We start from the raw sequence: 25,976 nt of genomic DNA on the forward strand, positions 1-25,976 counted from the left end.
TTTTGAACCGGCCATTCAATTGACGGCGACGTCGGCAACGTCACCGGGCGCATCCAGTCTGGGTTAGGCCCGGCAGAACATTGCATGTGGCGGGACACGCCAGATTGTGGCGGGATCTCTGTATTTGTTGGCAGCCCTGCGAAAGCGATTGGAACGCAGCCCATGATACAAAAAGGGCACGTCAGCTATTGCCCGTGGTCCAGCCTGCTGAAACGAATAGCGATGTCGGCCTTCGGCGGCTCCCGGCATCTCGCACGGTCAACGAAAGGTAAGACGATACTCCTGGATGAAACCCGCTTCCCTAACTTGTTCCCATCCATAAACGGGTAAGGTATTGAAATATAAGGAAAAAATTTTCTCCAGGCCTTAAAAAAGGCCCTAAAGTTTTGTAAAATCGTTTTCGAGCAAGAAAATAATCAACAAAACCAGAGGGCCTTACTATGCGAGAAACCCGCACAGTGCAGCAGAGTATATTTGATTTCTACGCAAAACACGAGTTTGGCGATTTCCTCGCGCAGCTATCGAACGTCTTGGATGATCGTCCCGAGCTGATCGCATTGCTGGAGGGCGATTTAATCCCCGGTGACGCACTCCCCACTGGCCGCAAGGGGCTGTCCGTTGAAAGTGTTCTTCGCTGTCTATTGCTGAAGCAAATCACAGGTGTGAGTTACGACAAGCTGGCCTTTCACTTGGCGGACTCGCAAAGCTACCGCGCCTTTGCTCGGCTGGAGAGAGATTGCTATCCAAGTAAGTCGGCGTTGTGCACGAACATCCGCCGGATTCAGCCGGAAACATTACAAAAGGTGTTCGAGCAACTTGCGGTCAATACGTTTAGTGACGGTGTGATTGATAACGAATCCATGCGCCTGGACAGCACAGTTGTCAAAAGCAACATAGTCAGTCCTTCCGATAGTGGCCTTCTGGACGATGGCATTCGAGTATTGAGTCGTCTGTTTGAGAAAGCCAAGGATCGCACAGGGGTAAAATTGCGATTAACAGATTACCGCAAACCATCCAGACAGTTGGCAGCAGCTATTTTTTACGGGAAAAAAGCTGAGAAAGACAAGCTATACGAAGAGTTACTTCCCTTGGCCAAGCGTGTAATAAAGCAGAGTCATAAAGCCATCGACCAAGTCGAACTGAAGAGCACTGACCCGCTGTCGCAGTTTTGGATCGAGGAAGTCAGGCACTACCGGGGCTTGCTGGAGCAGGTAATCGATCAAACCGAGCGTCGGGTAATTTATGGTGAAAAAGTGCCGGCATCGGAAAAGATCGTGAGTCTGTTTGAGCCACACACCGACATCATCGTCAAAGCAAAACGCGGTATAGATTACGGGCACAAGGTCAACTTATCGACAGACAAAAATGGGTTTATTACGACGCTCTTGATAGAGAATGGGAACCCGAGTGATAGTGATCGTTTTATTCCTATATTAGAAGAATACCAGCGCCTCTATGGCAGTATACCGACAACCACGGTAGCGGACGGTTGTTACGCCAGTCACAAGAATGTCGATACTGCAAAAGAATTGGGCGTGAAGAGAGTAGCGTTTCACAGAAAGAATGGCATCACACTCGGTGCGATGGGCATTAAAGAAAAAACCTTGAGAAAATTACGAAACTTCCGGGCGGGTATTGAAGCCAACATCTCAGAGCTGAAAAGAGTCTTTGGTGCTGGCAAGGCGATGTGGAAGGGCGAAAACGGCTTCATGGCTTTTGTCTGGTCCTCGGTGATCAGCTATAACTTGACGCACCTAGTGCGAATGGACAGCGGCTAACGCTCAATAGTAGCTCGGCAAACACTACAAAAAGTGCTGAGAAAGCAGTCGGCACAATAGCTTTCGCCCTGAAAAAGCAGCTCAAGATAAGATTGGTTAAATATTAACCAGATTGATCCGAGGTGTTGGGAATTGGATGGCTTCACGCCAATGAAAATTTGGTGCCAGCGCCAGTTTCTAAAAAAATGCGCGTTTATGGATGGGAACTAGTTACATCTGGTTTACGGTTTATCGTGGACCTTTAGTTCCGGGCCTGCTTTCACTTGAGACTTGGCTTTCATTCGCACCCCTCCGGTTATTCTTGGTTTGAGGTTTGATAGGTTAACCGTGGATCTCCAGCTCCGGGCCGGCTTTTACCTGGGATTTGGTTTTCATAGCGTTCTCCTTTTATCTGGTTTGTGACTTGAGAGTTAATCGTCTTGGATTTCCAGTTGCGGACCGCCTTTTACCTGAGATTTGGTTTTCACGGCACTCCCCCTTTATCTGGTTTGCGGTTGAGATGTCAAAGTTGAATGTCCAGCTCCGGGCCGGCTTTTACCTGAGACTTGGCTTTCATGGCGTCCCTCCTTTTATTGGGTTGGTTTGTGGTTTGGATACACACCCGAGCCGCAAGAACCCCTGAAAAACAGAGTCGCTGGCGTACTCATAGCAAAAGACTAACCGCTTTGGCCTGCTGAGTCACTTCCTGTCGACCGTCAAAAACGGAACTGTGTATCTTTTGGGGCCTGCCAATGATGGGGCGTGCGTTCTTTGATTACTTTGCGGTTATGCGCGGCGTTTCCGAGCCCCGGATGGCGAGGGCCATTGGGGTAGGCTTCGCTGTGCTCATCAAAGGACCGGATTCTAAGTGAGAGGGGGATTTTTTACCATTGCCCGGCGGAATAATAGCACTGATGGACGAATCTGTAGGAGCGGCCCATGGCCGCGATCGGCAGCACTACGGAAGTGAGGTCGATCGCGGCCAGCGGCCGCTCCTACCAGAGAGATTAAGTGGCAAGTTCTGGTTAAAAACTCGCCAAACCTGTAATGGCGTGTAATGGCGTGTGATCGACCTGTTATCGGTTTATCCGTAGAGTAGCGCTCAGGGTTGAGGAACGGCGTTGCCACCCGGTTGTTCAGGGCCGTCTATGGATGGACACTCCTCAGCGCTTTATCCGACGGACCGGATACCGTGCCGAGTGCGGCGCGGCTCGGGCAGGAAGCCGTTCAGCGCCAGCTGAATTGCCAGGCCGGCTGGGTATACACAGAGCCTACGTCTGCCCAGTTTGAGGAAAGGCCTGGTCGGGCACGGATGCTTCCTTCGCTCTTGATAGTGTTGTTGTAACCGTCCGATGGTTGGGACCATCAATTGTGCCGGCAGTAAATTGCTTGCTGCCGGCTTTTTTACTTCCGACTAGCCAGGGGTTTCCTCAGCCTTCCTCATCCGATCAGTGCAAGACTCCAGAATAAGTGTCCGCCTTTGCACCGGCTCTGCATCCCACCGAACTCGTCATAAGTCGTGGCATCCACGCCCGAAAGATGGGCACGTCCTGTGCAGGGCTTACGCCAGCTGTTGTCTACTACTTCCCGTCGGGGCCGCAGGGATTCCGGTTGCTGTTTCGGCTCCGGGCTATCCGGTTCTCTCCGGCAATGGGGGGGATTTTTTACCAATGCCTTCCGCAATAAAGGCATTGATGCATCACCCTGTAGGAGCGGCCCATGGCCGCGATCGGCGTACGCTAAGCAAGCCTGGCGGCCGATCGTGGCCATGGACGCTGCTACTGGGCGCTATTTCGGTGGGAAGGAAGCAAATATGCTGGAAAGTCTAGGGCAGAGTGAGGATGGAGGCAGTTACCCGGCAACTGCCGGGTTACCTTTCAATAGCCGGTTTGCACGTCAAGTTTTGGGTTGGATTTTGATCTCCGGGCCGGCTTTTATCTGAGATTTGACTTTCATAACATTCCTTCTTTTTCATTTGATTTCCGGCTTTAGATGTCAATCATCTTGAACATCCAGCTGCGGACCAGCCTTTACCTGGGATTTGATTTTCATAACGTCTTTCCTTTTGTCTGGTTTGCGGATCGGAAGGTCGTTTTGGTTGGACTTCCAGTTCCGGGCCTGCTTTCACCTGAGATTTGGTTTTCACCGCATCTCTTCTTTTTATCCAGTTCGAGGTTTGATGAATCAAACGTGGATGTCCAGTTCTGGGCCGGCTTTTACCTGGGACTTGGTTTTCATAGCATTTCTCCTTTTATATGGGTTGCAGTTTGAGAGATCAAGTTTTGATCTTTAGTTCTGGGCCGGCTTTTACCTGAGATTTGGTTTCCACGGCATTTCTCCTCTTATCTGGTTTACGGTTTGAGAAGTCAACCGTGGATGTCCAGTTCCGGGCCGGCTTTCACCTGGGATTTGGCTTTCATGGCATTTTTCCTTTCTTCTGGTTTATGGTTTGATAGGTCAATTATTGACGTTAAGTTCCGGACCGGCTTTCACCTGGGATTTCGTTTTCATCCATTTCTCCTTTTATCTGCTTGCGGTTTGAGAAGTCAATTTGGTTGGATCTTCAGTCTTGGACCAGCTTTTATCTGAGACCTGGCTTTCACAGCACCTCTCCCTTTTGTGGTTTGGGGATCAACCGTGACCGTGGATCTGCAGTTCCGGGCCGGCTTTTACTTGAGATTTGGCTTTCATGGCTTTCCTCCTTTTCGTGGGGAGTTCAATGGTTGCTAGCGGATGCGCTTATCGCGGATTTACTTCTAACTTCGGGCCAGCTTTCACCTGAGACTTGGCTTTCATAGCGCCTCTCCTTTCATTTTTGGTTTGGATAGATGCCTGAGCTGCCCGCACTCTCTGAAAACAAGGATTGCCGGTGCGCTCACCGTAAAAGACTACCCGCTTTGCCCGGCCGAGTCACCCCTGCAAGCCGCACAATGTGCAGTTACAGTGTGCAGTTACAGGACACCAGTGTGCAGTTACAGGACACCCACCCCTGTGCAGTTACAGCGACAGTTACAGGACACCCACTCGACCAGCAGTTCCAGGACACCCAGCAGTTCCAGGACACCCACCCCGATGCCACCCACCCCGATGCCAGTTCCCGGTGCCAGTTCCAGGACACCCACCCCGGGACAGTCCACAGTTCCAGGACACCCACCCCGGGACAGTTCCCAGGTACAGGACACCCATCCCCACCACCCACCGAATGCCCGCAGTCCGTCTCGGATACCCAGGGTTCGTCTCACAGCTCGGGAAATAGGTTGGAAGCTACCGTTGTCCTGGTTTCGCAGAATCATGGGATTGGTGATTGGACGGCGGGCCGGAGAGGTTTTGCGCAGCGGTGTCGAATAACCTCGCCGAGATGCCGCTAAGCCCCGCAGTAAACCTGCGAAGACGTTCTTTCCGGGAAAAGCAAAAGCTCAGGGACCGGTAGGTGGGGAGAAATAGCATTCACAGTCTCGGACTCCTTGTGCCCAACGCTTGCCGAGCAGTGTACAGGCGCGGCGAAGGGCATGGGCGGAGCCCACCAGAGTCTTGAAACGGCTCTCAAAGTTACGGCTGAGATAGAGCCAGTGTCGGGGATCTATTTGCAATCTATCGAGAATCGGCGGCAACTCTTCGGGGATGGCCCCACGTTTGTCTTCGCGCAGACATCGCCCGGTCCAGTCCACCAGCTCCAGATAGTCCTGTAGCCTAAAGGGTAGCCCTGCGGGCATGGGTTCGCGGGGATTGCCAACAAACGGAAACAGGGCCTGCGGTTGCCGCCGGAATTCTGCGGCTTCGATGCGCCGCTGGACGGAAGTATGGTCCGATGTCTCGGGCGATTCGGCCATCTTCGCGCGAATCGGGTTGAGATCGACATAGGCCAGGCAGGCAGCCAGTGCCCCCTCGTCCAGCAGTGCCTGGGACTTGAAGCGACCTTCCCAAAAGCGGCCGGTGCACTGATCCTCCCGATTGGCCTCGCGGGCGATGGACTCGTTCAGCATACGCATAAACCAGCTGATATTCATGAGTCGCGCCCGCCAGACCTCCGCCAACTCGGTAAGTCTGGCCAGTTCGGCGGCATCCAGGGCCTCGTTGCGGGCGAAGCGGTTGGAGAGGGGGGGAACCCTTGCACAGCTGGTGCCAACGCTCCACTACCTCGCGGAGTTCCCAGGCGGCAGCCTTCGCCGCGTCCACGTGGAATACCACATGGTAGTGATTGCTCATCACCGCATAGGCACAGATGTCCAAGGCGAATATCCGGGACAACTCCAGCAACTTGTCTTCGATCCATTGACGACGGTGCTCGAAGCATTGCCCGGTGCGTTCGTCCCGCCCGCACAGAAAGGCGCGGCGCACGCAGCGGGAGACGCAGTGGTAGTAGTGCGTGGCTTCAAGGGCTATCAGGGCTTTGCGCGGGAGTCCCATAGGTGGCTACCTATGTAAGGTGGATGGATAACCAGTATTTTGCGTAGATTCGGACGGGCTGCAATAGGGCTGGCGCTATATGCTTTTTATTTGGTGGGTGTCCAGTAACGCGCCGTCCAGTAACGCGCCGGTGGGTGTCCAGTAACGCGTTTCAGGTGTCCAGTAACGCGTTTCAGTAACGCGTGGTGGGTGTCCAGTAACGCGCAGTAACGCGTCGTTGGGCATCCTGCAGCAGCGCGCGGGCGATATACAGGTGGTTCCTTGGTAGGTTGGGCAAGGCGAAGCGCGTCGATCATCCTGTGGTGGGGCCATTGATGGGCACGCTTCGCTTTGCCCATCCTACAAAAGACCGATCGCGGCTGTGGGTGGTTAAAAGTTCGCCAAACCTGTAATGGCGTGTAATGGCGTGTGATCGACCTGTTATCGGTTTTTCCGTAGAGTAGCGCCAGGGTTGAGGAGCGCAGCGTCGCTCGGTTGTTCAGGCGACCGGTCTATGGGTAGACACTCCTCGACGCCGCATCCGATGGACCGGATGCCGTGCTGCACAGGCGCGGCTCGGGTAGGAAGCCATTCAGCGCCAGCTGAATTGCCAGGCCGGCTGGGTATACACAGAGCCTACGTCTGCCCAGTTTGGGAACGGGCCTGGCCGCGGGGCACGGATGCTCCCTTCGCTCTTGATAGTGTTGTTGTAATCGTCTGATGGTTGGGACCATCATTTGAGCCGGCAGTAACTCGGTTGCTGCCGGCCTTTTTACTTTCAGATAAGGCAAAATAGACAAAGCGCGCTCCCGTGTGCGCGAAAATAATATTGATACTAGGGAGGAATACCCAATGCTGAATCCAGCACAAACAAAAAAAATAGATGTGAACAGTAATGAACTGGTGACGTTCGAGTTTACCGTCAAGCCTGTGGCGGATGACGGGCAGGTCTGGGTGATCGAGGATGCCGGTGGCAACCAGATCGACGATATTGTGGCGGCGTTCAAGAGTATCGAGGGCTCAGGGCATGGCTATGGCTGCGCGGAGCTGAAGTTTACCCTGGATGGAGCCGGCTGGGAGTGGGATTGGATGTCCTGGAGGTGCCGCAACCGTCTGCCGGGTATCGAGTTCTGTGAGCGGCCGAAGCAATGGCGCTGTTTCTCTGAGTTCCAGTCCTATATCGGTGATGAGGGGGCGCAGGTTTTGGATGTGCTTCTTGATCCCAAGCATAAGGAAGATGGGTGTCAGCGCAAATACAAATATTGCTGGGTAGCATGGTATAATGGCAAGAAATATAAATCTGCCGATCCCGCTGTGCTTGTTGAGCCCCAGTAATTAGCGACAAAGGCTTTCTTTTACTCGCTTAGAGGTTCCCGGCTGAGCGCAGACTTGGTGGAATACTGGTAGGGAAAACCAGTCTGTGCTCATTCCTTGATCAAGGAGTTGTTCTATATAATAACTCGAAGAACTATACTCTCCTGCCAAGGCATAGATTTGGGAGGCAACATACTTTACGTTTGTATCATTTGGAAACGCTTTATTGAGCTTATGTGTAAGTGCGATTGCCTTTGATGTTTTTCCTTGGTAAGCAAGAGATAATGCGTGATATCTACTGGCCTCGGCACTATCTTTATTGGCGCTAAGCTGTTCAATTTGTTGGAAGTAGGTCAAGACCTTCTGGTTGTCTTTTTGTGCTAGGTATACTTCCGCAATATTGCCGAGAATTGTAAGATTTTCTGGTGAGACTTGTAAGGCACTTTTATAGGCATCTAGGGCTTCTATGTACTTTTCTTGTAAAAAGTAAGCCACTCCTAGATTGACGAGAGTTCTCCAGTTTCGGAATTCCTTTGGAATAGCACTGATGATATCTTCGGATGCTTGGTAGTTCCCGCTTTCAATATAGATCGCGCCTAATGTGGCATAAGATGCCCAGTGCTCGGGAAAATGTTGCGTAATTTGAGTTAGCGTGCTCGTTGCTTCTTTATATTTTCCGCTGCCGAATTGGTTTAGGGCGGTCAAGTATAGATTTTCCGCTGACGGATACAAATTGGCGGCCTCGCTGGCGTACCTAGCCCCATCCTGATATTCACCCTGCATATACAGCAGTCGAGCATACTTGCTGAGAAGCTGAGCTGGAGGGAAATCAAGCTCTTGTAGCTTACGTAATAGCTGGTCAAAAGTTTCTCGATTGCTGTCGTAAGTGCGCAACCAAAGCTCCAGTTCCAAGACTATAGTTTCATCAATATCGCGCAATTTGGCGCGCTCCAGTACCGTTAGCCCGGACTGGATATAATCAAAGTTATCTGAAGCAACATAGAGGTTTGTTGCTAAACTGGTATACGCTCGGTAGAGGTTGGCGTTATCCAGATACCGCAGTACCAACTCCTCCATTACTTTGAGATCGCTCTCTTCTAGATCCTTGCTGTCCGCTCGAGCCACTATCTCCAGATAGCGCCGATAATCCTCATCATTCATCAAATCCTGCTTCGCTTCATGCTTGAGATAATTTTTGTCAAACAAATGTGCAGTAGCTTCACTAATCTGATACTCAGACTCCTGCCGCTTCTGCGGCAAAAAGGCAAAGCTGGTCTGGTTCCTGATCAGATTATCGACCGCGCCCAGCCGCTGTATTTCGATTTCACAGCGGGTCCGCGCGCAGTGCAGGTGGGAAACCAGCACATCGGTTACCCCTTTTTCGCGCAGGGACTTGATCTGCACCTCCAGGCTGTCTTCTGGTTTGGGCGTAAATGCCACCAAGGCGCTGCTTTTTAGATGGCTGACGGATTGGGACAAGGCCTGGCGCACCAGGGTGCCGGTAAGCTCCGGCGCTTCGCCTTCGATCTGTGCGGGCAGCACGGCGATATATCGCGGATCGAGCCGGTTGAGGTAGTTCCAGCCCCAAACGCCGCCCGCGATTACAGCAGCCGCCGCGGTGAAAGCGACGACTTTGCGCCAGTAGTTGTTGCGCGGCTTGCTGAGGAGCTGGGTAATGGTGGCGGAGAATTCCTCGGTATCCGCGTCCGGTTCTCCCTGGCGGTACATAAATTCCAGGGCATCGTAAACGAGCTGTGCATTCTCCGGGCGCTGGGTGGGGTCCTTGTGTAACAGTTTGTCCAGCAGTACGGCCAGCGGCTCGGGGATTTTCGACCAGGCCTGTTGCGGTGCCGTATGGGGTTCGTTGATTACCCGGCCGGCCAGGGCCAGGAAGTTCCCCTCGCCGGTGTCGAAAGGTTTGGTGCCGCACAAGAGTTCGTAGGCGATGGTGCCCAGGCTGAACAGGTCGCTGCGCAGGTCCAGGGATTTGCCCTGGATCTGTTCCGGGGACATGGCGCCCAGGGTGCCGGCCACGTGATCTTCCTTGGTGAGGTTGAGGTCCTGCTGCTCCTGGGATTTGGCGATGCCGAAGTCGGTAATCTTGGCTATGCCGTTATGGGTGATCAGGATATTGTCGGGCTTGAGGTCGCGGTGGATGATGCCCAGGGCGTGGGCTTCGCCCAGGCCGTCGCAGATCTGCATCAGCAGGCCGATCTTTTCCCGCAGCGGGGCGATATGTTCGCGCATCCACTCGCGCAGGGTGGTGCCCTCCACGTATTCCATCACCAGAGCGATGCCGCCGTCTTCCTCCAATACGTCGTAGAGCTGGACGATATTACTGTGGTTGAGCTTGGCCAGCAGCTGGGCCTCGGACTGGATGCGGCCGCGGGCGGACTCGCCAGCAGCGTCGCGGCGCAGCTTCTTGATGGCGACCGGGCGGTCCAGTTTGGTGTCCTGCGCCAGGTAGACCACGCCCATGCCGCCGGCACCGAGGGTGCGGCCCAGCCGGTAGCGGTCTAACTGTATCTGTTCCGGTTCGGCGGTTTCCATGGGTGTTTGTTCTTCTTTCGGGGCGTGATGGGCGCGTCACATCGTGTTTTTGCCCATCCTACGATATTTTGTGTTGTAGCGCCTGCTTGCAAAATGGCGCGGGCCTTTCCTGGCGTTCCCCTGAGCTTTCTGTCCAGCCCCGGCCCCGCCATCCCGCGCACAAAGCGGTGCTTTGTATGCGCGCGGGATGGCCCTGCCAGCAGGCTCCTACAGTTGGATTTTTCTATTGTCTCGCTACCTCGGTGTGGGTGTTTTGTGCTCCTTCCGAGCACAGGGCAGGATATTCCGTGCGCAGGTCGGCAAAGCCGCCATGGGTACAGATTTTTGCGAAGCGGCTGGTGTGGTACCAGATGGGCGACTGTCCCAGTTCCAGGGTGCGGCGGATATGCGCTTCTGCGGATACCAGGTCGCCGGTGGTGATATAGATCTGAGCGCGGATATGGTTTACGTAGGTGTCGTCCCTGGCCTGGCGGCGGACTTTGATCAGGGTTTCCACCGCCTGCTGGTGCCGGCCCATTTGGGCGTAGGCCAGGGCCAGGATCAGCTTGTTTTCCCATCCTTCCCGGGTGAGAGTTTTCTGCACCGCCTGTTCGGTGAGTTCCCGGGCCAATGACTCCCGCCCTTGAGCGCGGGCCATTTCCGCGCGGAACAGCAGCGGTTCGGTGTCGTCCGGGTTGATTTGCAGCAGTTCCTCGAAGCAGGGGTCCGCCTCGGCGAAGTTCTTTTCCAGGTATTGCGCGGTGCACAGGTTGTAGGTGTCCAGGGGGCTCAGCAGTTGGCGGTCTACGGAGGTGAGCAGGTGCACGACTTCCGCAGTGTTGCCCATATCCAGGTCGTTGGCGGCGAGCAGGGATATGGCATCGATATAGGTGTCGTCGATTTCCAGGGCTTGCCTCAGTACCGGCCTGGCACTTTTCATATCGCCCAGGAAGCTGAGGGCCATGGCTTTCTGTACCAGATAGTTGGTGCTGGTGCGGTGCTCCAACGATCGGTTCGAAGCCTCCAGTGCCTGCTGGTACTCGCCCCTCAGGTGAAGATAAATGGCCTTGCGGTGATAGAAACTGGCCTCGTCTGCGATGGCGGGTTTCAAGCGCTGCAGTTGCCGGTCGGCCTCCTGCCAGTCAGCTTCCGTCTGGGCCTGAATTAACCTGGCGCTGATAATTTCCGGTGTGTTGGCGATTTGGGGCGGCGCTTTGCTCAGAAACTGCCGCAGGCGATCAACGGATTCCATATTGAGGTTGTGATAGCGATCCTTGAACGCCTGCTCGCTATACAGCTCGTAAATGTGCGGGAAGTAGGGCGCTTTTTGCTGCAGCTCTTCCAGGGTCTCGAGGTAGGTGGCGATATTGCGTTCATCGAATGGGTATTCCGCCAGTTCCAGATAGCGTTTGTAGTCCTCTTCTGCAATTTCGTATTGTGGTCTTTGCTGGCGCGAGGGATGGTCGGGCAGAAGGTAGCCGACTTGCTGGAATGTTTTTTCGAAGCTGCCTAAATAGGAGTCCAGGCTGACAGAGATGCTCCGATTGGCGACCACGGAAAAATTCTGCGCGTCGATTACTTCCAGCGAGAGGTCGCAAAAGCTTGTGTCGCACGAGATTTCGGGGTTCAACAGTAGCTGGGTATTGAGTGTTTGCGCTTGTTTGCGCAAAGGCAGGCCCCGCAGCCTCTGGGATTCGGAGACGGGCACCAGATATAGTCCGCGGCGATCGGAGAGCGCTTCCGCGAGTGCGTTCATGACGCTGCCGGTGAGCAGCCGGACCTCCCTTGGGGCCTCGGGATTATCCATGGGTGATACCAGGGCGATATATTTCCCTTCGGATGTGTGCTGGGTGTAGGCGAACAGCGCTATGGCACCTCCCATCAGCAGGGATGCGGCGGTGGCGGCGATGAATTTGCGATATTTCCCCCCGCCTTGCTGTTTGCGCCGGTGGTAATCTTCCACGGTAATGGTGACTGTGCGGCTGCCGCTGAAACCGGACCCGCGGTTTTCCAGGCTTACCGCAATGGCCTCCAGTTCCGCCACCACCGAGGCGGCATTGAGGGGGCGCTGGGCGGGGTCCTTGGCCAGCAGCCGGTCCAGCAGTTGGCTCAGGGCCCCCGGCAGTTCGGGGTTGAGTTTCGAGGCCGGCGGGTGCTGGCTGTTGACGATGCGGTCGACGAGCACATAGGGGCTTTCGCAGTGGCCGAAGGGATTCTGTCCGCACAGCAGCTGATAGGCGAGGACGCCCAGGGAGAATAGGTCGCTGCGGTTGTCCAGCGGTTTGCCCTGGGCCTGTTCCGGTGACATTGCGCCCCAACTGCCGGCGATATGCTGTTCGCGGGTGAGGTCGCTGGTTTCGCGCCAGTTCTTGGCGATGCCGAAGTCGCCGATCTTGGCGGTATTGTCGCTGTCGATCAGGATGTTGTCGGTTTTCAGGTCGCGGTGAATGATGCCGACACTGTGGGCCCGGGAGAGGCCGCTGCAGATTTGCTTGAGCAGTCGGACTTTCTGGATCAGGCCGGGGTTGCGCTCGCGCTGCCAGTGGGTGAGCGAGCAGCCGTCCACGTATTCCATCACCAGCGCCACGTCGTCCCGCTCTTCCACCACATCGTAGATCTGCACGATGTTGCTGTGGTTGAGCTGTGCCAGCAGCAGGGCCTCCTGGCGAATCCGGAGGTGCGCGGAGCTGCTGCTGGGGTTTTTCACCAGGCGCTTGATGGCCACCTGGCGGCCCAGGCGCTCGTCGGTGGCCAGGTAGACCACGCCCATGCCGCCGGAGCCGAGGCGGCCGGTGACCAGGTAGCGTCCGATGTAGAAAGGGGATTGTTCTGTTGGCATGGCGGTTATCAGTGACCAATGATCAGTTATCGATAGAGATGCTCTTACTGTTCATGCTGTTCACTGTTCATTGACTGTCTCCGCCCCGCTCGTATGGGCTTCCAGTTGGGAGCCCTTATAGATCTCAAACTGGCCGCAGCCCAGGCGGATTTCCCAGGCCCGCCGCTCTACCAGGGCCGAGGTGTCGATGGCGTCTGGCAGGGATTCCGCAATCTGCTTGCGTGCGCGGAAGAGCTGCATGTTTATGCTGTTGGGGGTGAGGCCCAGCTCCTGGGTTGCCACCTGGATAGGAATCCAACCCTGGAATTCCGGGTCCAGCCCCCGTTTTATGTCCCTGATACGCGCGCGGGCGAGGTAGAGGAGCAGGTAGTGGTGAGAGCGCCCGGGCAGGGGGACTTTCACTTTCTCCCGGATCAGCTGCATTTGCACATGTTCTTCGTGGTAGCTGGAGATGAAGCGCAGTTTGAAGTCGGCGATCGACAACTGCTCCAGGGACAACTCCTTGGTGGTGCCCTGGTTGTCGGCGAGAAACAACTGCCAGCCATGGCGGCCGCAATCGATGCGGTCGCCGTGTTTGACGACGCGGGCGTTTTCGCCGCCGTTGGAATTGCCGGTGAGTTCGTAGAGCCACTGGCCGGTGACGGGGTTCAGATGCAGGGTGGCCACCGGGTCGCGCTCGTCGGGCAACAGGTGATACCGCTCCAGGTATTGCGCTTCGCCGGTGCGCAGGTCGATCAGCAGGTTTTCGGGTGCGTCGAGGTTTTCCACTGCCCACAGTGGATTGTCGGCGCGGCCGAAGGCGACTTTGTCCCCCAACTGGAGCTGGTAATTTTTTGCCGGAACCAGCTGCTGGTCATTGACCCAGGTGCCGTTGCGGCTCAGATCGCGAATATTCCAGTGGGTGCCGGTCCACTGGATGGCGGCGTGGATACCGGAAATTTCTGCGCTCGTGATCCGCGTGTCCACGGCGCCCTGGCGCCGGCCGATGGTATGGTGTGCCATCAGGTAGACGGGCTGCTCCCTGTCAGGGTGTTGCAGGCATGCCATGTTGTCGGTCCCTTCGCCCCGGTTTTTCATTGAAACAGACAGGTGGTGCAATGGCGGGAGGCGGGCGGTTGCCACAGGCTAACCGTCGGGAGCCGATAGTAGCTATCGGTTGTTTTTCGCCAGGCGTCTTCCGCGCGCGCTAAACCACTGCCCGAGTCCATGCAGTAAAACGTAGTTAGCAGCGCTTTGGTGTTGTTATTGCGCCCTGTCTTGAGTAGTGAGCGCTAACTCTATGGTTGGCGGCCACTTTAGTGTTGTTCGCCCATTTATACCGAAGTTCCGGTCGATTGCAATGATTGAGTGCTAAGCGGGGGAATTTTGCCGGAAACTTGTGCTGGCGCGCAAATCTTTGCGTGCGATTTCGGATGTTCCCTTTGCCGGGACCGGCAACCGTTCGGAAGGGTCAATTGCCTGGAGATTGAGGGTCAATTTCCGTCGTCGGCCCCTTCTTTTTCCGACGGCAGCTGGCGGCTGTCCTTGCGGTCAAGGTCGCCGATATCCAGCACCGGCGAGGCGTCGATATGCTCCGCGTCCATCATCAGCGCCACCCGTTGCAGGGACGAGATAATCATGGACTGCTCCCAGTCGCGCAGATCGCGAAACTGGCGTACGAAGTGCTCCTGCAAGGGGGTGGGGGCGTCGCGGATGATGTCCGCGCCCTTGTCGGTGAGGTAGGCGTGGACTTTGCGTTTGTCCTCTGAGGAGCGTTCCCGATACACCAGTTCGCGCTTCTCCAGGCGGTCTAGAATGGTAGTGACCGTCGCCTGGCTGAGGCTGATTTCCCTGGCCAGGGCGCCGATGGTGACCTGGCCTTTCTCGCGGATCGCCTGCAGCAGCAGCAATTGCGGGGCGGTGAGGCCGGCGGTTTTCACCAGTTGCTTGGAGTGGAGGTCGGTGGCGCGAATCAGTCGGCGCAGGGTAATCAGTACTTCTTCAATCTTGTCCATCAGTAGCAGGCTCTGCAGGTCGCGGCGGGAGAATCGCCTGTGGCCGACTTTAGGGCCCTGGTCGCGATTGTCAATTGTCTCGCCCCGCGCCCGCCCGTGGGTGCTGCTTTCAGCGGCACTGCCCGATGGCGTCAATCTGCGTGACTTGTGATCAGTTTGCATGGGGCTCCGTCTTGCGATTTGGTGGTTAGTTAGAGTACTATGCAAAAAATTATTTAGAGTAGTAAATAGTTTTATGTATTAAAGGCCAAATATGATCCAAAAAGTGGAATTTGGACGGAAAAATCTACTTTTTGGCCTTTAAATAAACATTTGACAACTAAAGGTATCGATTTGAGCGCCAACAGCAAAGCGGGAGCCCTCAGTCAAACGAGGGCCACCAGCCAAACCGCAGCCATCAGCCGGGCGAGGGAAGAACGGGCTGAAGGAGAAACCCCGGAAGGTGAGGTCTATGCGCGGCGCAGCGCCAAAGGGGCAGAGCCCCTGCTGCGCCGGCCTCTCAGTGAAGATGGCGCCGCGGTCCATGCGCTTATCGGCCGCTGCCCACCCCTGGATGAAAATTCCATCTACTGCAACCTGCTGCAGGCCAGCCATTTCGCCGCCACCAGCGTCGCCGCTGAGTTGGATGGCAACCTGGTCGGTTTCGTTTCCGGTTACCGGGTGCCCGAACGCCCGGACACCCTGTTTATCTGGCAGGTGGCGGTCGCCGCCGAGGCCCGCGGGATCGGCCTCGCCGGCCGTATGGTCCGGGAGATCCTGGGCCGCCCCTGCTGCGCCGAAGTGCGCTTCCTGGAAACCACCATCACTCCCGACAACCGCGCTTCCTGGGCGCTGTTCCACGGCCTGGCGCGCAAGCTCGGCGCCGGCTGCGACGAGTCCGTGCTGTTCGATCGCGATCGCCATTTCCGCGGCCGTCACGACAGCGAAACCCTGCTGCGCATAGGCCCATTCACCGGCGCGGCCGAGGGCGCCGGGTGATCCCCTGCTCCTATACCTATTCAATCCTCCAAACTCACCAACAAGGATTGCCATCATGAAAGTTTTTGACGAGATCGAATCGGAAGTACAGAGCTACGCGCGCGCCTTTCCGCGCATTTTCAACCGCGCCCAGGGCGAGTACCTGTATGACGAGGAAGGGAACCAGTACCTGGATTTCCTCGCCGGTGCCGGCACGCTCAACTACGGCCACAACAACCCGGTCTTCAAGAAGGCGCTGCTGGAATATATCGAGCGCGACGGCATCACCCACGGCCTGGACCTGCACACCGCGGCCAAGCGCGATTTCCTGGAGACCTTCTACGAGAAGATCCTGCAGCCCCGCGGCCTGAGCTATGTCATGCAGTTTACCGGTCCCACCGGCACCAACGCGGTGGAGGCGGCGATGAAAATTGCGCGCAAGTACAAGGGGCGGGAGAACATCATCTCCTTTACCAACGGCTTCCACGGCGTTACCGCCGGGTCCCTGGCCGCCACCGGCAACTCCCATCACCGCGGCGCCGCCGGCGTGAGCATGGCCGGTGTGACCCGCATGCCCTACGACGGCTATCTGGGCGACGACATCGACACCACTGCCTACCTGGACAAGGTGCTGTCCGATTCCTCCAGCGGCGTCGACCACCCGGCGGCGGTAATTGTGGAAACCGTACAGGGGGAGGGCGGCATCAACGCGGCCACCACCACTTGGCTGCGCAATCTTTCCGAGGTGTGCAAGAAGCACGACGTGCTGCTGATCATCGACGATATCCAGGCGGGCTGCGGCCGTACCGGCAGCTACTTCAGCTTCGAGGAGTCCGGCGTGGTGCCGGATATCGTCACCCTGTCCAAATCCCTCAGCGGCTACGGCCTGCCCTTCGCAGTCGTGTTGATGCGGCCGGAGCTGGACCAGTGGAAACCGGGCGAGCACAACGGCACCTTCCGCGGCAACAACCTGGCCTTCGTCACCGCCACGGCGGCGATCGACCACTACTGGAGCGATGACAGGTTCGCCGCGGAAGTACTACGCAAGGGCGACTACATCGGTGAGCGCCTGGAAAAAATCGTGGACAACTACGGCGACGGCAACCTCACCACCCGCGGTCGCGGCATGTTTCGCGGGCTAAACTGTGTGAACGGCGACCTGGCCGGACAGATCACCCGCGAAGCCTTCCGGCACGGACTGGTGATCGAGACCAGCGGCGCCGACGACCACGTGGTGAAAACCCTGTGCCCGCTGACGATCAGTGACGACAACCTGAAAAAGGCACTGGATATTGTCGAGGCGGCGGTGGCCAAAGTGCTGAAGGGTCAGGACGTACCGGAGGAACACGATTTCTTTGCCGAGGACGGCGATGAAAACAGTGAGAAAAAAGACGAACTGGCCGGCGCAGCCTGATCCGGAAGAGCGGCACCGGGGGTGAAGTCGAGAAGTCGAAATGGTGCGCGCGGCGCACCCTACGCAGTTTTCCATTGTTATTGAAGTTTGAGAGAGCAGAGTAATGATTGTCAGGAATTTACAGGACGCAGAAAAAACAGCCCGCCGTGTGGTTTCCGAAGGTTGGGAGAGCACGCGGCTGCTGTTGAAAAACGACAATATGGGGTTCTCCTTCCATATCACCACCATTTATGAAGGTGCCGAGCTGAACCTGCATTACCAGAACCACCTGGAATCGGTGTACTGCATTTCCGGCGAGGGCGAGGTGGAGACGGTAGCGGACGGAGAGGTCTATCCCATCCAGCCGGGCACCATCTATATCCTGGATAAAAACGACAAGCATATCCTGCGTGCCAAAACGGAAATGAAGATGGCCTGTGTCTTCAACCCGCCGTTGCACGGCAAGGAAGTGCACAATGCCAGCGGCGCCTACGAACTGGAAGCTGAAGAAATCTCCGACAAAAAATGACAGATGTTGCATAGCCCGGGCCGCCCGTTGGCGGCCCGCGTCGACACGAGAGTTCGAAACGACATCCTTTACAGGGAAACCATGAAACTACACACGGTGGAAAAAATCGGCGGCACGTCCATGAGCGACTATGCCGCAGTTCGCGACAACATCATTCTCAAGAACGGCGGAGCGGATCGCGAGGGGGTTTACCAGCGTATCTTCGTGGTCTCCGCCTACGGCGGCATCACCGATATGCTGCTGGAACACAAGAAATCCGGGCGCCCGGGTGTCTTTGCCCTGTTCGCCGGTGCCGAGGAGGAGCGCAGCTGGTCGGAAGCCGTGCACGGCCTGCGCGAGCGCATGGGGGAAATCAACGCCATACTGTTTGAAGACCCGGCGCTGTGCAAGAAGGCCAACGAGTTTATCGGCGAGCGCCTGGAGGATACCGAGCGCTGCCTAGCGGACCTGGAGCGGCTCTGCCAGCACGGCCACTTTGCCCTGGAGGGCCATCTCGATACCGTCAGCGAGATGCTCGCCAGCCTGGGTGAGACACACAGCGCCTGGAACACGGCGCAGCTGTTGCGCCAGGAGGGCATCGAGGCGCGCTTCGTCGACCTCACCGGCTGGAGGGACAGCGACCACCTGACCCTGGACGAGCGCATCGAGCGCGCCTTCCGCGATATCGATCTCGCCAGGGAGCTGCCCATTGTCACCGGCTATGCACATACCCGCGAGGGACTGATGAAAACCTTCGCCCGCGGCTACAGCGAGATGACCTTCAGCCGCATCGCGGTGATCACCGGTGCGCGCGAGGCGATCATTCACAAGGAATACCACCTGAGCAGCGCCGACCCGCGCCTGGTGGGGGAAAACCAGGCAGTGCCCATCGGCCGCACCAACTACGACGTGGCGGACCAGCTGGCCAACCTGGGTATGGAGGCCATTCATCCCCGCGCCGCCAAGGGGCTGCGCCAGCAGGAGATTCCGCTTCGGGTGATGAACACCTTTGAGCCGGAACACCGCGGCACCCTGGTGACCGGCGACTATGTCAGCGAAACCCCCTGCGTAGAGATTATTGCCGGGCGCAAGAATATCTATGCGGTGGAATGTTTCGACCAGGACATGATGGGCAGTATGACGGCCTATGATCGCGTGATTAACGAAATCATCGGGCGCTTTAAAGGCAGCGTGGTTACCAAGGACACCAACGCCAATACCATTACGCATTTTCTGGCCAACAACCTGAAAACTGTAAAGCGTATTCGCAGCGCAATCTGCGAGCAGTATCCGGACTGCGACATCCAGGTGCGCAAGGTGGCAGTGGTCTCCGCGATCGGCAGCGATATGAAGGTGCCCGGTATGCTCTCGCGCGCGGTGGCGGCGCTGGCGCAATCCGGTATCAGTATCCTTGCGGTGCACCAGTCCATGCGCCAGGTGGATATGCAGTTTGTGGTGAATGAAAACGATTATGAAGTCGCTGTGAAAAGCCTGCACCACGCGCTGGTGGAGGTTTACGAACACGGCGATGCGATATGCGCGGCTTGAGATATTCCACGTCTTGGGAAACCTCTGAATATCGTCATTCCGGCGAAGGCCGGAATCCAGAACACGGCGATTTCTCTGGGCTCCGGCCTTCGCCGGAGTGACTAATTTGACTATTCAGCGGTTCCTTAGCTGGTATCCTGACGCGGAGATACAAGGTTTCTAAAAAATAATTAAAGCCTTTGCCCGGCCCCCGTGTTTCCGGGGGTCGAAGGAAGGTTTAACCTGCGGGGTCGCTATCCCATGCTGCTTGCCAGTTTTCTCGGTTTCCTGTTGATGTTTCTCCTGATCGGCTTTTCGTCGGTGCTGGTCCGCTCCAAGAAGCAGTCCGACTACCTGCTCGCCGGCAGTTCCGTGCCGCCTTCGCTCACCGGTCTTTCCGCGGTGGCCACCAACAATTCCGGCTTTATGTTCATCGGGGTGATCGGCTACACCTACGCCACCGGTTTGCCGGCGTTCACCATGATGGTGGGCTGGATTCTGGGGGACTGGATGGCCGCTACCCTGGTGACGCGCAAGGTGCGGCAGATGACCGAACAGCGCGGTACCCTCACCATCCCGGAGCTGTTGTCTCGCTGGGGCGGGGAGAATTTCCAGCTTCTCAAGGTGGTGGCCGCACTGATCGCCGTGGCTTTGCTGGGCGTTTACGCCGCCGCTCAGTTCAAGGCCGGCGGCAAGGCCCTGCAGGCCCTGTTCGGCTGGGATCTGCGCACCGGCGCGGTTATCGGCGCGGTGATGGTGCTCTGTTACGGTTTTTCCGGCGGCTTGCGGGCCTCGGTGTGGACCGACGCCGCACAGTCGGTGGTGATGATCGTCGCCATGGTGGTGATGCTGGTTGCGGCGGTGTCCACCGTCGGCGGTTGGCAGCCGGCCTGGAGCGGTCTGCACGAGGTCTCTCCCAGTTTCTTCCAGTTTTTCCCCGCCGAATCCGCTGTCAGCGGTTTGAACGGTGCCCTGCTGTTCCTGATTGGCTGGACCTTCGCCGGGGCGGCGGTGATCGGCCAGCCCCATGTAATGGTGCGCTTTATGGCCTGCAATGATGTGAAAAGCATTCGCCGGGCGCGCATCTACTACTATCTTTGGTTCGTGGCCTTCTACACCCTGGCGGTGGGCGTGGGCATGATGGCGCGCCTGCTGATGGATCAGGGGGCGGTAGACCCGTCCCTGGTGATGAGCGGCGGTGAGCTGGACGCGGAACTGGCCCTGCCGGTGATGGCGGAGGTGTTGCTGCACCCGGCGGCTACCGGCCTGGTGTTGGCGGGGCTCTTTGCGGCCACTATTTCCACTGTGGATTCGCTGATACTAAGCTGCAGCGCCTGTCTGTCCCGGGACCTGATGCCCTCGCGTTGGCACGGCTACGGTACCGCCCGCGTCGCCACGCTTGTGGTGGTGGGGGCATCTCTGCTGATCGCCCTGTTCGCCAAGGAGAATGTGTTCAACCTGGTGCTGTTCGCCTGGGGCGTGCTGGGCTCTGCCTTCGGCGGTCTATTGGTGGTCTATGCGCTGGGCGGGCGGCCCCGCGAGTCGCTGACCATCGCGATGGTACTGGTGGCCAGCGCGGTGGCCATCGGCTGGCGTATGTCCGGGCTCAATGCGACCATCTTCGAAGTTTTGCCGGCGGTGGTGAGCGCCTGGTTGGTTTACGGCGTGGGTCGGCTCTGCGGCCTGTCCGGCCCGGCGAAATTATCGAGCGTCGGGGCTTAGGGCAGAATGATGAATGCGGACAAATCTGCCGGGAGCAGATCTGCACAGCCGAAGGCTGCCCGCGAAGCGGGTGAAGTGCAGGGACGCACTTCATGAATGCGGAATGCGGAATGCGGAATGCGGAATGCGGAATGCGGAATGCGGAATGCGGAATGCGGAATGCGGACAAATCTGCCGGGAGCAGATTTGTCCGCATTCATCATTAAATCTTAACGCCTTCCACATCCAGGATCATTTCCACGGTCTGTGAGGCCGGTCCCAGATCATAGTCGATACCGAAGTCCTTCAGCTTGAACTCAGTGGTGCCGCTGAAACCCTGGCGCTCGCCGCCCCAGGGGTCCTTGCCGCCGCCGATATTGGTCACGTCGATGGTGATTGCCTTGGTGACGCCGCGCAGGGTCAGGTCGCCGGTCAGTTCGGCCTTGCCGTCGCCCAGGGGTTTAAAGCCGGTGCTCTTGAAGGTCGCGGTGGGGAATTTGGCGACGTCGAGGAAATCGGAGCCGCGCAGGTGCTTGTCGCGTTCGGCGTGGTTGCTGTCGAGGCTGGTGGTATCGATTTTCACCTCTACGGAAGAGGATTGCGGATTTTCCTCGTCGTAGGAGAAGGTGCCGTCGAATTTGTCGAAACGGCCGTACAGCCAGCTGTAACCCAGGTGTTTGATGCGGAACTGGACAAACGCGTGGGCGCCGCTGGTATCGATCTTGTAGTCCGCGGCCTGGGCGGTCGTGCCGATCAGTGCGGCAAACAGCAGTGCGGTGAGTTTTTTCATTGGTTGCTCCCTTATTTTGTGATTGCGGGGTTGGAGTTGGTGATTGCGACACCGCGCCCGAGCATCTTGCGCAGGGTGGCATCGCGGTCGATAAAGTGGTGTTTCAGTGCCGCCAGCGCGTGCAGGGCCACCAGGGCCATCAGACTCCAGGCGAGCACCTCGTGCACCAGCCCGGCGACGTCCTCCTGGTTCTCGATGCCATGGATCGTCGCCGGCACTTCGAACAGGCCGAACACGTCGATGGGACGGCCATCGGCGGTGGAAATCAGGTAACCGGATAACATGATCGCCAGCAGCAACAGATAGATGACACTGTGAGTCAGGCTCGCCAGTGTTTTCTGCCAGCGTGGGGTTTCGGCCTCCGCCGCCGGGCTGGGATTCATGAGTTTCCAGGCCAAGCGCGCCAGCAGCAGCCCCAGCAGGATGATGCCGATGCCCTTGTGCAGTTCCGGGCCCTGGCGATACCAGGGGTCATAGTAGGATAGCTGGCGCATCCACCAGCCCAGGGCGAACATCCCGATAACGGCGGGGGCCATCAGCCAGTGCAGGGCAATGGCCACCCACCCGTATTCCGTATTGCTGTTTCTGGCCGGCACGACATTCCCCCTATTGTCCGCAAGCGACCATTATAAAAACTCCGAAGCGACGGAACAGTGCAAAAACCTGAACGAATCTATCGAAAAATTGGCAGGAAAGCCAATTTCGACGCCGGAGGCGCCCGGAGGGTGAGCCACAAGGATGTGGCGAGTCAAAAATTGGCAGGAAAGCTAATTTCGACGCCAGAGGCGCCCGGAGGGCGAGCCACAAGGATGTGGCGAGTCAAAAATTGGCAGGAAAGCCAATTTCGACGCCAGAGGTCGAGCCAACAGGGATGCGATGAGTTAAAAATTGGCTGGATAGCCGATTTTTGTACCTGCTCCCCTCTCCCGCCCGCGGGAGAGGGGCTGGGGAGGGACGGGCCTTCGGCCCGCGTGCGGAGCTGGAGCTCCGCGCTCCCGGGAGCCGCTCCCACCAAGGAAAAAGGGGGATCAGTACGCCTGCCGCGCCCCCTCCCGCTCCGCGGCCGCCAGCACCCGTTCCACGGCGCCGCGGTCGATATCCCCATTGCGGCGCGCCAGTTCACTTGCCAACCAGGCGGGGGAGAGCCCTGGTTTCGAGCCGTCCAGGGCCAGTTGTTCCAGCTCCCAGATCACATTGAGCAGCAGGTCTGGCTTCAATTCGCTGTCCGCTTCCCGCGGGGAGAATATCTGCGGCTCCAGTTGTTCCAACTGGCTGCGCTTCACCACCAGTTCGGCAAAAGTGGGATACCAGCGGTTGCTGAAAGGCTCGGGACGCTGGCTCCGCTCGAAGGTGATGCGCAGGCGGTTGCCCTCCGCGTCCTCCAGCAGCGGGGTGTCCTGTTCGTAGGCGGGCAGGGCGGGGCGGTGGCGCAATATGCCCGCGATCGCTTGCCAGTCGCTGTGGTTTTCCGGGCACAGGCGCATGGGCGTATCCAATTCGAGGGTACCGCGGCCGTCGGTGTAGGTGAGCAATTGGCCGGGGCGGTACCAGTAGAGATCCAGTTGATAGTCCTCGGCCAGGTCGGCGAGATCCGCGCTGGTCAGCGGTTCCTCCGCCACAGCGCTCAGGTGGTTCACCGCCTGTTGTATGCTCAGCCACTGTCTGCGGTGGAAAGTTGTCTGTCCCATTGGCGGGTTCCCGGCGTGGCGCTTTTCAGGTTTATTTTAGCAGTTGAGACGGAGGGCCACGGAACCGCGACGACCAGTGTTGCCGGCGCAGGATTTATCCACAGGCGGCGAGTAGAATCCGATTTCGTAACTACTCGCCCCGACAGTCCCCTCTCCCCCTTTTGGGGGACAAATCCGCCGGGAGCGGATTTGGGCAGCTTTAGCTGGCCGAAGGCCGAGCGCCATGGATGGCGCGAGTCACTGGGTTAGGGAGAGGGGGAGCCGGTCAGTGCCCCCTCCCCCGTAAGCGGGAAAGGGGAGAGTTCGCCCACCTTCAAATTACAACCACCCTTTTTTCTTGAAATACCAGTAGGGCGCAATGCCCGAGAGCACGATCAGTCCCAGAGCAAAAGGATAGCCCAACAGCCATTTCAGCTCCGGCATGAAATCGAAATTCATTCCGTAGATGCTGGCCACGGTGGTGGGGGGCAGGAAAACCACCGCGGCAATGGAAAACATCTTGATGATGTTGGTCTGTTCGATATTGATAAACCCCTGGGTGGAATCCATCAGGAAGTTGATCTTGTCGAACAGGAAGGTGGTGTGGGCCATCAGGGTGTCGATATCGCGGATGATGTCCCGCACGGTCTCCTGCAGTTCGTTGTCGATCTTGATATGGCGCTGTAGAAAGGTGATGGAACGGCGGGTGTCCATCAGGCAAAGGCGCACCTTGCCGTTGCTGTCCTCCAGCTTGGCCAGTTGGTCGATGGCATCCTCCAGTTCCGCGGCCTCGTCCTCCAGCACCAGGTGGCTGACCTCGCCCAACTTGAGGTGGATATCCTCCAGGGCGTCCGCCAGGTTTTCCACTTTCTGCTCGAACACCAGTACGCACAGCTCCTGGGCACTGTGCGCCACCACCTGGCCGCGCCGGGCGCGCATGCGCAGCAGGCGGAAGTCCGCCAGGTCGCTGTCGCGCACGGTGAGCAGTCGCTGTGGCTGCAGAATGAAGGCCACACTGGCTGTGTTGTGGCGGCCCTCGCTCTGGGTCAGGAACAGGGAGTGTATGTGAACGCCGGCATGGTCTATGTAGTAGCGTGCCGATGCCTCGATCTCCTCGACATCCTCAGACTCCGGCAGCTCGGTGCGCAGCAGCTGTTCCAACAGTTTGCGCTCTTCCTCCTGGGGCTCCTGCAGGTCGACCCATACGGCCTCCGCGAGCTGCTTTTCAGTGGCACCCGTGTCGGCGGGCTGCTCGGCGATAGCGCCCCGCCTGATCTCGAAGAGTCTCAGCATTGCCGTGTCCCGTAGCTCTTGTAGTCGATAGTTGGGACATATTTGCAATCCGCAGGGTACAAATCAACCTAGGTTCATCTTCGCGGGCCGGTCAGAGCCAGGTCGGCAACTGTGCGCGGATCTCCTCCGCCTCGCAGCTCACCAGGTTCTTGCCGGTTTCGCCGGCGACGGTGGCCAGGGTGGGCGGCTTGAGAGCCTCGCGCAGGCTGCCCACCATGTGCGGTTCCGCCACTATGTAGAGCTTTTCGTAGCGCCCCTCCTGCCGCCCCCGCTCCAGGGCGTGGGCGATCTCGCGGGCGAAGGTTCGCCCCGCACGGTTGTGCAGCTCCCGCACGTTGCCCATGGCATGGCGGCCCTCGCCGCCGCTGTCGAAGGCGCGCCCGGGAGCGTCTGTCTCTATGTCCCGGCCCTTGAGGCGCGTCTCGGGGTGGATCAGCGTCTTCAGTTCGGTGAGGGCGCCGGCGCGCTTCTGGGCTTCAAACAGGCGCGCGCGGGACTGATTGGCCACGATTACCCATGCAAGTGCCATGAGAATTTCCTCGGTTGTTCTCCCCTTAATGCTAGTTGAAACAGTTGTTGCCGGGGAGCCGTTAACCAGGAGTTATCAGGAATAAGTTTCTTATGAGGCAATAGTCTGTGGACTGGTCTCGGCTGCAGCCAACCGCTGCGCAGATCCACGGAATTTTTTTCATCTTCCCGCTACCGGGTGGCGTCCGTTTCTCTAGACTTGTGGATGAAACACTAAATCGTGGATTCCGGAAAATCGCACCGGAGCCACGGTGCGGGTTTTTTTCATTTACTGGTAGGAGATCTACACCATGAGCCTTGTACCCCGCGGATCGCTATTCGACCTGGACAATATTTTCGAGCAGTTTATGTCCCCTGTGCGCACCATAGGTGAAGGCAAGGAGGGCTTTTTCTCTCCGCGTATCGACGTGCGTGAGACGAAGAAGAATTACGAGATCAGTGCCGAGCTACCGGGTGTCAGCCGCGACGATATCAATGTGACCCTGGAAAACGGCGTGCTCACCCTGGAGGCCGAGGTGCACCGCGAGGAGAAAGAGGAAAAGGAAGGCCGGGTGATTCGCCAGGAGCGGCGTTACGGTAAGTTCATGCGCAGCTTCAACCTCGGCTCCGATGTCAGTGAGGACGAGATCGATGCCAATTTCAAAGACGGTGTCTTGATCCTGAAGGCGCCCAAGCGTGAAGAAGCGATACCGCGCAGCCACCGTATTGAAATCCACTGACGGGTGCCGGGAACGGCTGTTCCCGCGAGGGAGGTGGCGATGTTCGCCACCGACCCTACACTGCGGGTTATGCA

The 25,976-nt window shown here is 57.7% G+C and carries 20 protein-coding genes; 8 read left to right on the forward strand and 12 right to left on the reverse strand.

Annotation, left to right across the window (positions count from 1 at the left end; translation table 11 throughout):
• Positions 1-440: 440 nt before the first annotated feature.
• Positions 441-1,778 (forward strand): ISNCY family transposase, encoded by a 1,338-nt coding sequence (locus ACRC0P_RS01020; protein ID WP_438627636.1) that lies wholly within the window; start codon positions 441-443, stop codon positions 1,776-1,778.
• A gap of 1,978 nt (positions 1,779-3,756) precedes the next feature.
• Here ACRC0P_RS01020 and ACRC0P_RS01025 read toward each other — a convergent pair.
• The 3 genes from ACRC0P_RS01025 to ACRC0P_RS01035 form a co-directional block, all read right to left on the reverse strand.
• Positions 3,757-3,903: a hypothetical protein gene (locus tag ACRC0P_RS01025; RefSeq protein WP_438627638.1), complete on the reverse strand. Its 147-nt coding sequence runs from the start codon at positions 3,901-3,903 to the stop codon at positions 3,757-3,759.
• 826 nt (positions 3,904-4,729) lie between these two features.
• Positions 4,730-4,894: a hypothetical protein gene (locus ACRC0P_RS01030; RefSeq protein ID WP_438627640.1), complete on the reverse strand. Its 165-nt coding sequence runs from the start codon at positions 4,892-4,894 to the stop codon at positions 4,730-4,732.
• Between the two features lie 279 nt (positions 4,895-5,173).
• Positions 5,174-5,764: a transposase gene (locus tag ACRC0P_RS01035; protein WP_438627642.1), complete on the reverse strand. Its 591-nt coding sequence runs from the start codon at positions 5,762-5,764 to the stop codon at positions 5,174-5,176.
• A 1,231-nt stretch (positions 5,765-6,995) separates the two neighbouring features.
• Here ACRC0P_RS01035 and ACRC0P_RS01040 point away from each other — a divergent pair.
• Positions 6,996-7,478 (forward strand): hypothetical protein, encoded by a 483-nt coding sequence (locus ACRC0P_RS01040; RefSeq protein ID WP_438627644.1) that lies wholly within the window; start codon positions 6,996-6,998, stop codon positions 7,476-7,478.
• Here the strand turns inward: ACRC0P_RS01040 and ACRC0P_RS01045 are convergent, their stop codons facing one another.
• The 4 genes from ACRC0P_RS01045 to ACRC0P_RS01060 all read right to left on the reverse strand — a co-directional run bounded on the left by ACRC0P_RS01045 (position 7,479) and on the right by ACRC0P_RS01060 (position 14,819).
• Complete coding sequence (locus ACRC0P_RS01045; protein WP_438627646.1) at positions 7,479-10,007, reverse strand: protein kinase domain-containing protein; 2,529 nt, start codon at positions 10,005-10,007, stop codon at positions 7,479-7,481.
• A gap of 223 nt (positions 10,008-10,230) precedes the next feature.
• On the reverse strand, positions 10,231-12,825 hold the full coding sequence (locus ACRC0P_RS01050) for a protein kinase domain-containing protein (RefSeq protein WP_438627648.1): 2,595 nt from the start codon (positions 12,823-12,825) through the stop codon (positions 10,231-10,233).
• A 60-nt stretch (positions 12,826-12,885) separates the two neighbouring features.
• Positions 12,886-13,872: an FHA domain-containing protein gene (locus tag ACRC0P_RS01055; protein WP_438627650.1), complete on the reverse strand. Its 987-nt coding sequence runs from the start codon at positions 13,870-13,872 to the stop codon at positions 12,886-12,888.
• Positions 13,873-14,297: 425 nt separating this feature from the next.
• Complete coding sequence (locus ACRC0P_RS01060; RefSeq protein WP_438627712.1) at positions 14,298-14,819, reverse strand: MarR family winged helix-turn-helix transcriptional regulator; 522 nt, start codon at positions 14,817-14,819, stop codon at positions 14,298-14,300.
• A 333-nt stretch (positions 14,820-15,152) separates the two neighbouring features.
• On the opposite strand from ACRC0P_RS01060, the gene ectA reads away from it, so the two are divergent.
• From ectA to ACRC0P_RS01085, 5 genes are all read left to right on the forward strand, one after another.
• Complete coding sequence (gene ectA, locus ACRC0P_RS01065; RefSeq protein WP_438627652.1) at positions 15,153-15,797, forward strand: diaminobutyrate acetyltransferase; 645 nt, start codon at positions 15,153-15,155, stop codon at positions 15,795-15,797.
• A 55-nt stretch (positions 15,798-15,852) separates the two neighbouring features.
• A complete protein-coding gene (gene ectB / locus ACRC0P_RS01070; protein ID WP_438627654.1) occupies positions 15,853-17,190 on the forward strand; it encodes a diaminobutyrate--2-oxoglutarate transaminase in 1,338 nt (445 codons plus the stop codon).
• Positions 17,191-17,293: 103 nt separating this feature from the next.
• Entirely contained in the window at positions 17,294-17,698 is a 405-nt protein-coding gene (locus ACRC0P_RS01075) for an ectoine synthase (RefSeq protein WP_438627656.1), read from the forward strand.
• Positions 17,699-17,779: 81 nt separating this feature from the next.
• Positions 17,780-19,225 carry an aspartate kinase gene (locus ACRC0P_RS01080; protein ID WP_438627658.1) on the forward strand — a complete coding sequence of 482 codons (1,446 nt, stop codon included), beginning with the start codon at positions 17,780-17,782 and terminating at the stop codon, positions 19,223-19,225.
• A 240-nt stretch (positions 19,226-19,465) separates the two neighbouring features.
• Positions 19,466-20,926, forward strand: a complete 1,461-nt coding sequence (locus ACRC0P_RS01085; protein ID WP_438627660.1) for a sodium/proline symporter — start codon at positions 19,466-19,468, stop codon at positions 20,924-20,926.
• Between the two features lie 202 nt (positions 20,927-21,128).
• Here ACRC0P_RS01085 and ACRC0P_RS01090 read toward each other — a convergent pair whose 3' ends face one another.
• From ACRC0P_RS01090 to ACRC0P_RS01110, 5 genes are all read right to left on the reverse strand, one after another.
• Entirely contained in the window at positions 21,129-21,695 is a 567-nt protein-coding gene (locus ACRC0P_RS01090) for a YceI family protein (protein WP_438627662.1), read from the reverse strand.
• Between the two features lie 11 nt (positions 21,696-21,706).
• The gene (locus ACRC0P_RS01095) at positions 21,707-22,291 is read right to left on the reverse strand and encodes a cytochrome b (RefSeq protein WP_438627664.1); all 585 of its coding nucleotides are present in this window, start codon (positions 22,289-22,291) and stop codon (positions 21,707-21,709) included.
• A 432-nt stretch (positions 22,292-22,723) separates the two neighbouring features.
• Complete coding sequence (locus ACRC0P_RS01100; RefSeq protein ID WP_438627665.1) at positions 22,724-23,383, reverse strand: hypothetical protein; 660 nt, start codon at positions 23,381-23,383, stop codon at positions 22,724-22,726.
• 318 nt (positions 23,384-23,701) lie between these two features.
• Positions 23,702-24,655, reverse strand: coding sequence for a magnesium/cobalt transporter CorA (corA, locus tag ACRC0P_RS01105; protein ID WP_438627667.1), 954 nt, complete (start codon positions 24,653-24,655; stop codon positions 23,702-23,704).
• Positions 24,656-24,746: 91 nt separating this feature from the next.
• On the reverse strand, positions 24,747-25,184 hold the full coding sequence (locus ACRC0P_RS01110; RefSeq protein WP_438627669.1) for a host attachment protein: 438 nt from the start codon (positions 25,182-25,184) through the stop codon (positions 24,747-24,749).
• A gap of 289 nt (positions 25,185-25,473) precedes the next feature.
• Between ACRC0P_RS01110 and ACRC0P_RS01115 the strand changes: the two genes are divergently transcribed.
• Positions 25,474-25,902 (forward strand): Hsp20/alpha crystallin family protein, encoded by a 429-nt coding sequence (locus tag ACRC0P_RS01115; RefSeq protein WP_438627671.1) that lies wholly within the window; start codon positions 25,474-25,476, stop codon positions 25,900-25,902.
• Positions 25,903-25,976: the final 74 nt, after the last annotated feature.

It is taken from the genome of Microbulbifer sp. (assembly GCF_051659245.1).
GTDB lineage: Bacteria > Pseudomonadota > Gammaproteobacteria > Pseudomonadales > Cellvibrionaceae > Microbulbifer.

Bases quoted from the DNA above. Each gene is read 5' to 3' on its own strand.
- ACRC0P_RS01115 (WP_438627671.1), top strand. From the start codon at position 25,474: ATGAGCCTTGTACCCCGCGGATCGCTATTCGACCTGGACAATATTTTC.
- ACRC0P_RS01090 (WP_438627662.1), bottom strand. From the start codon at position 21,695: ATGAAAAAACTCACCGCACTGCTGTTTGCCGCACTGATCGGCACGACC.
- ACRC0P_RS01080 (WP_438627658.1), top strand. From the start codon at position 17,780: ATGAAACTACACACGGTGGAAAAAATCGGCGGCACGTCCATGAGCGAC.
- ACRC0P_RS01100 (WP_438627665.1), bottom strand. From the start codon at position 23,383: ATGGGACAGACAACTTTCCACCGCAGACAGTGGCTGAGCATACAACAG.
- ACRC0P_RS01050 (WP_438627648.1), bottom strand. From the start codon at position 12,825: ATGCCAACAGAACAATCCCCTTTCTACATCGGACGCTACCTGGTCACC.
- ACRC0P_RS01060 (WP_438627712.1), bottom strand. From the start codon at position 14,819: ATGGACAAGATTGAAGAAGTACTGATTACCCTGCGCCGACTGATTCGC.
- ACRC0P_RS01020 (WP_438627636.1), top strand. From the start codon at position 441: ATGCGAGAAACCCGCACAGTGCAGCAGAGTATATTTGATTTCTACGCA.
- ACRC0P_RS01055 (WP_438627650.1), bottom strand. From the start codon at position 13,872: ATGGCATGCCTGCAACACCCTGACAGGGAGCAGCCCGTCTACCTGATG.
- ACRC0P_RS01075 (WP_438627656.1), top strand. From the start codon at position 17,294: ATGATTGTCAGGAATTTACAGGACGCAGAAAAAACAGCCCGCCGTGTG.
- ACRC0P_RS01040 (WP_438627644.1), top strand. From the start codon at position 6,996: ATGCTGAATCCAGCACAAACAAAAAAAATAGATGTGAACAGTAATGAA.
- corA (WP_438627667.1), bottom strand. From the start codon at position 24,655: ATGCTGAGACTCTTCGAGATCAGGCGGGGCGCTATCGCCGAGCAGCCC.
- ACRC0P_RS01110 (WP_438627669.1), bottom strand. From the start codon at position 25,184: ATGGCACTTGCATGGGTAATCGTGGCCAATCAGTCCCGCGCGCGCCTG.
- ACRC0P_RS01085 (WP_438627660.1), top strand. From the start codon at position 19,466: ATGCTGCTTGCCAGTTTTCTCGGTTTCCTGTTGATGTTTCTCCTGATC.
- ectB (WP_438627654.1), top strand. From the start codon at position 15,853: ATGAAAGTTTTTGACGAGATCGAATCGGAAGTACAGAGCTACGCGCGC.
- ACRC0P_RS01035 (WP_438627642.1), bottom strand. From the start codon at position 5,764: ATGAATATCAGCTGGTTTATGCGTATGCTGAACGAGTCCATCGCCCGC.
- ACRC0P_RS01045 (WP_438627646.1), bottom strand. From the start codon at position 10,007: ATGGAAACCGCCGAACCGGAACAGATACAGTTAGACCGCTACCGGCTG.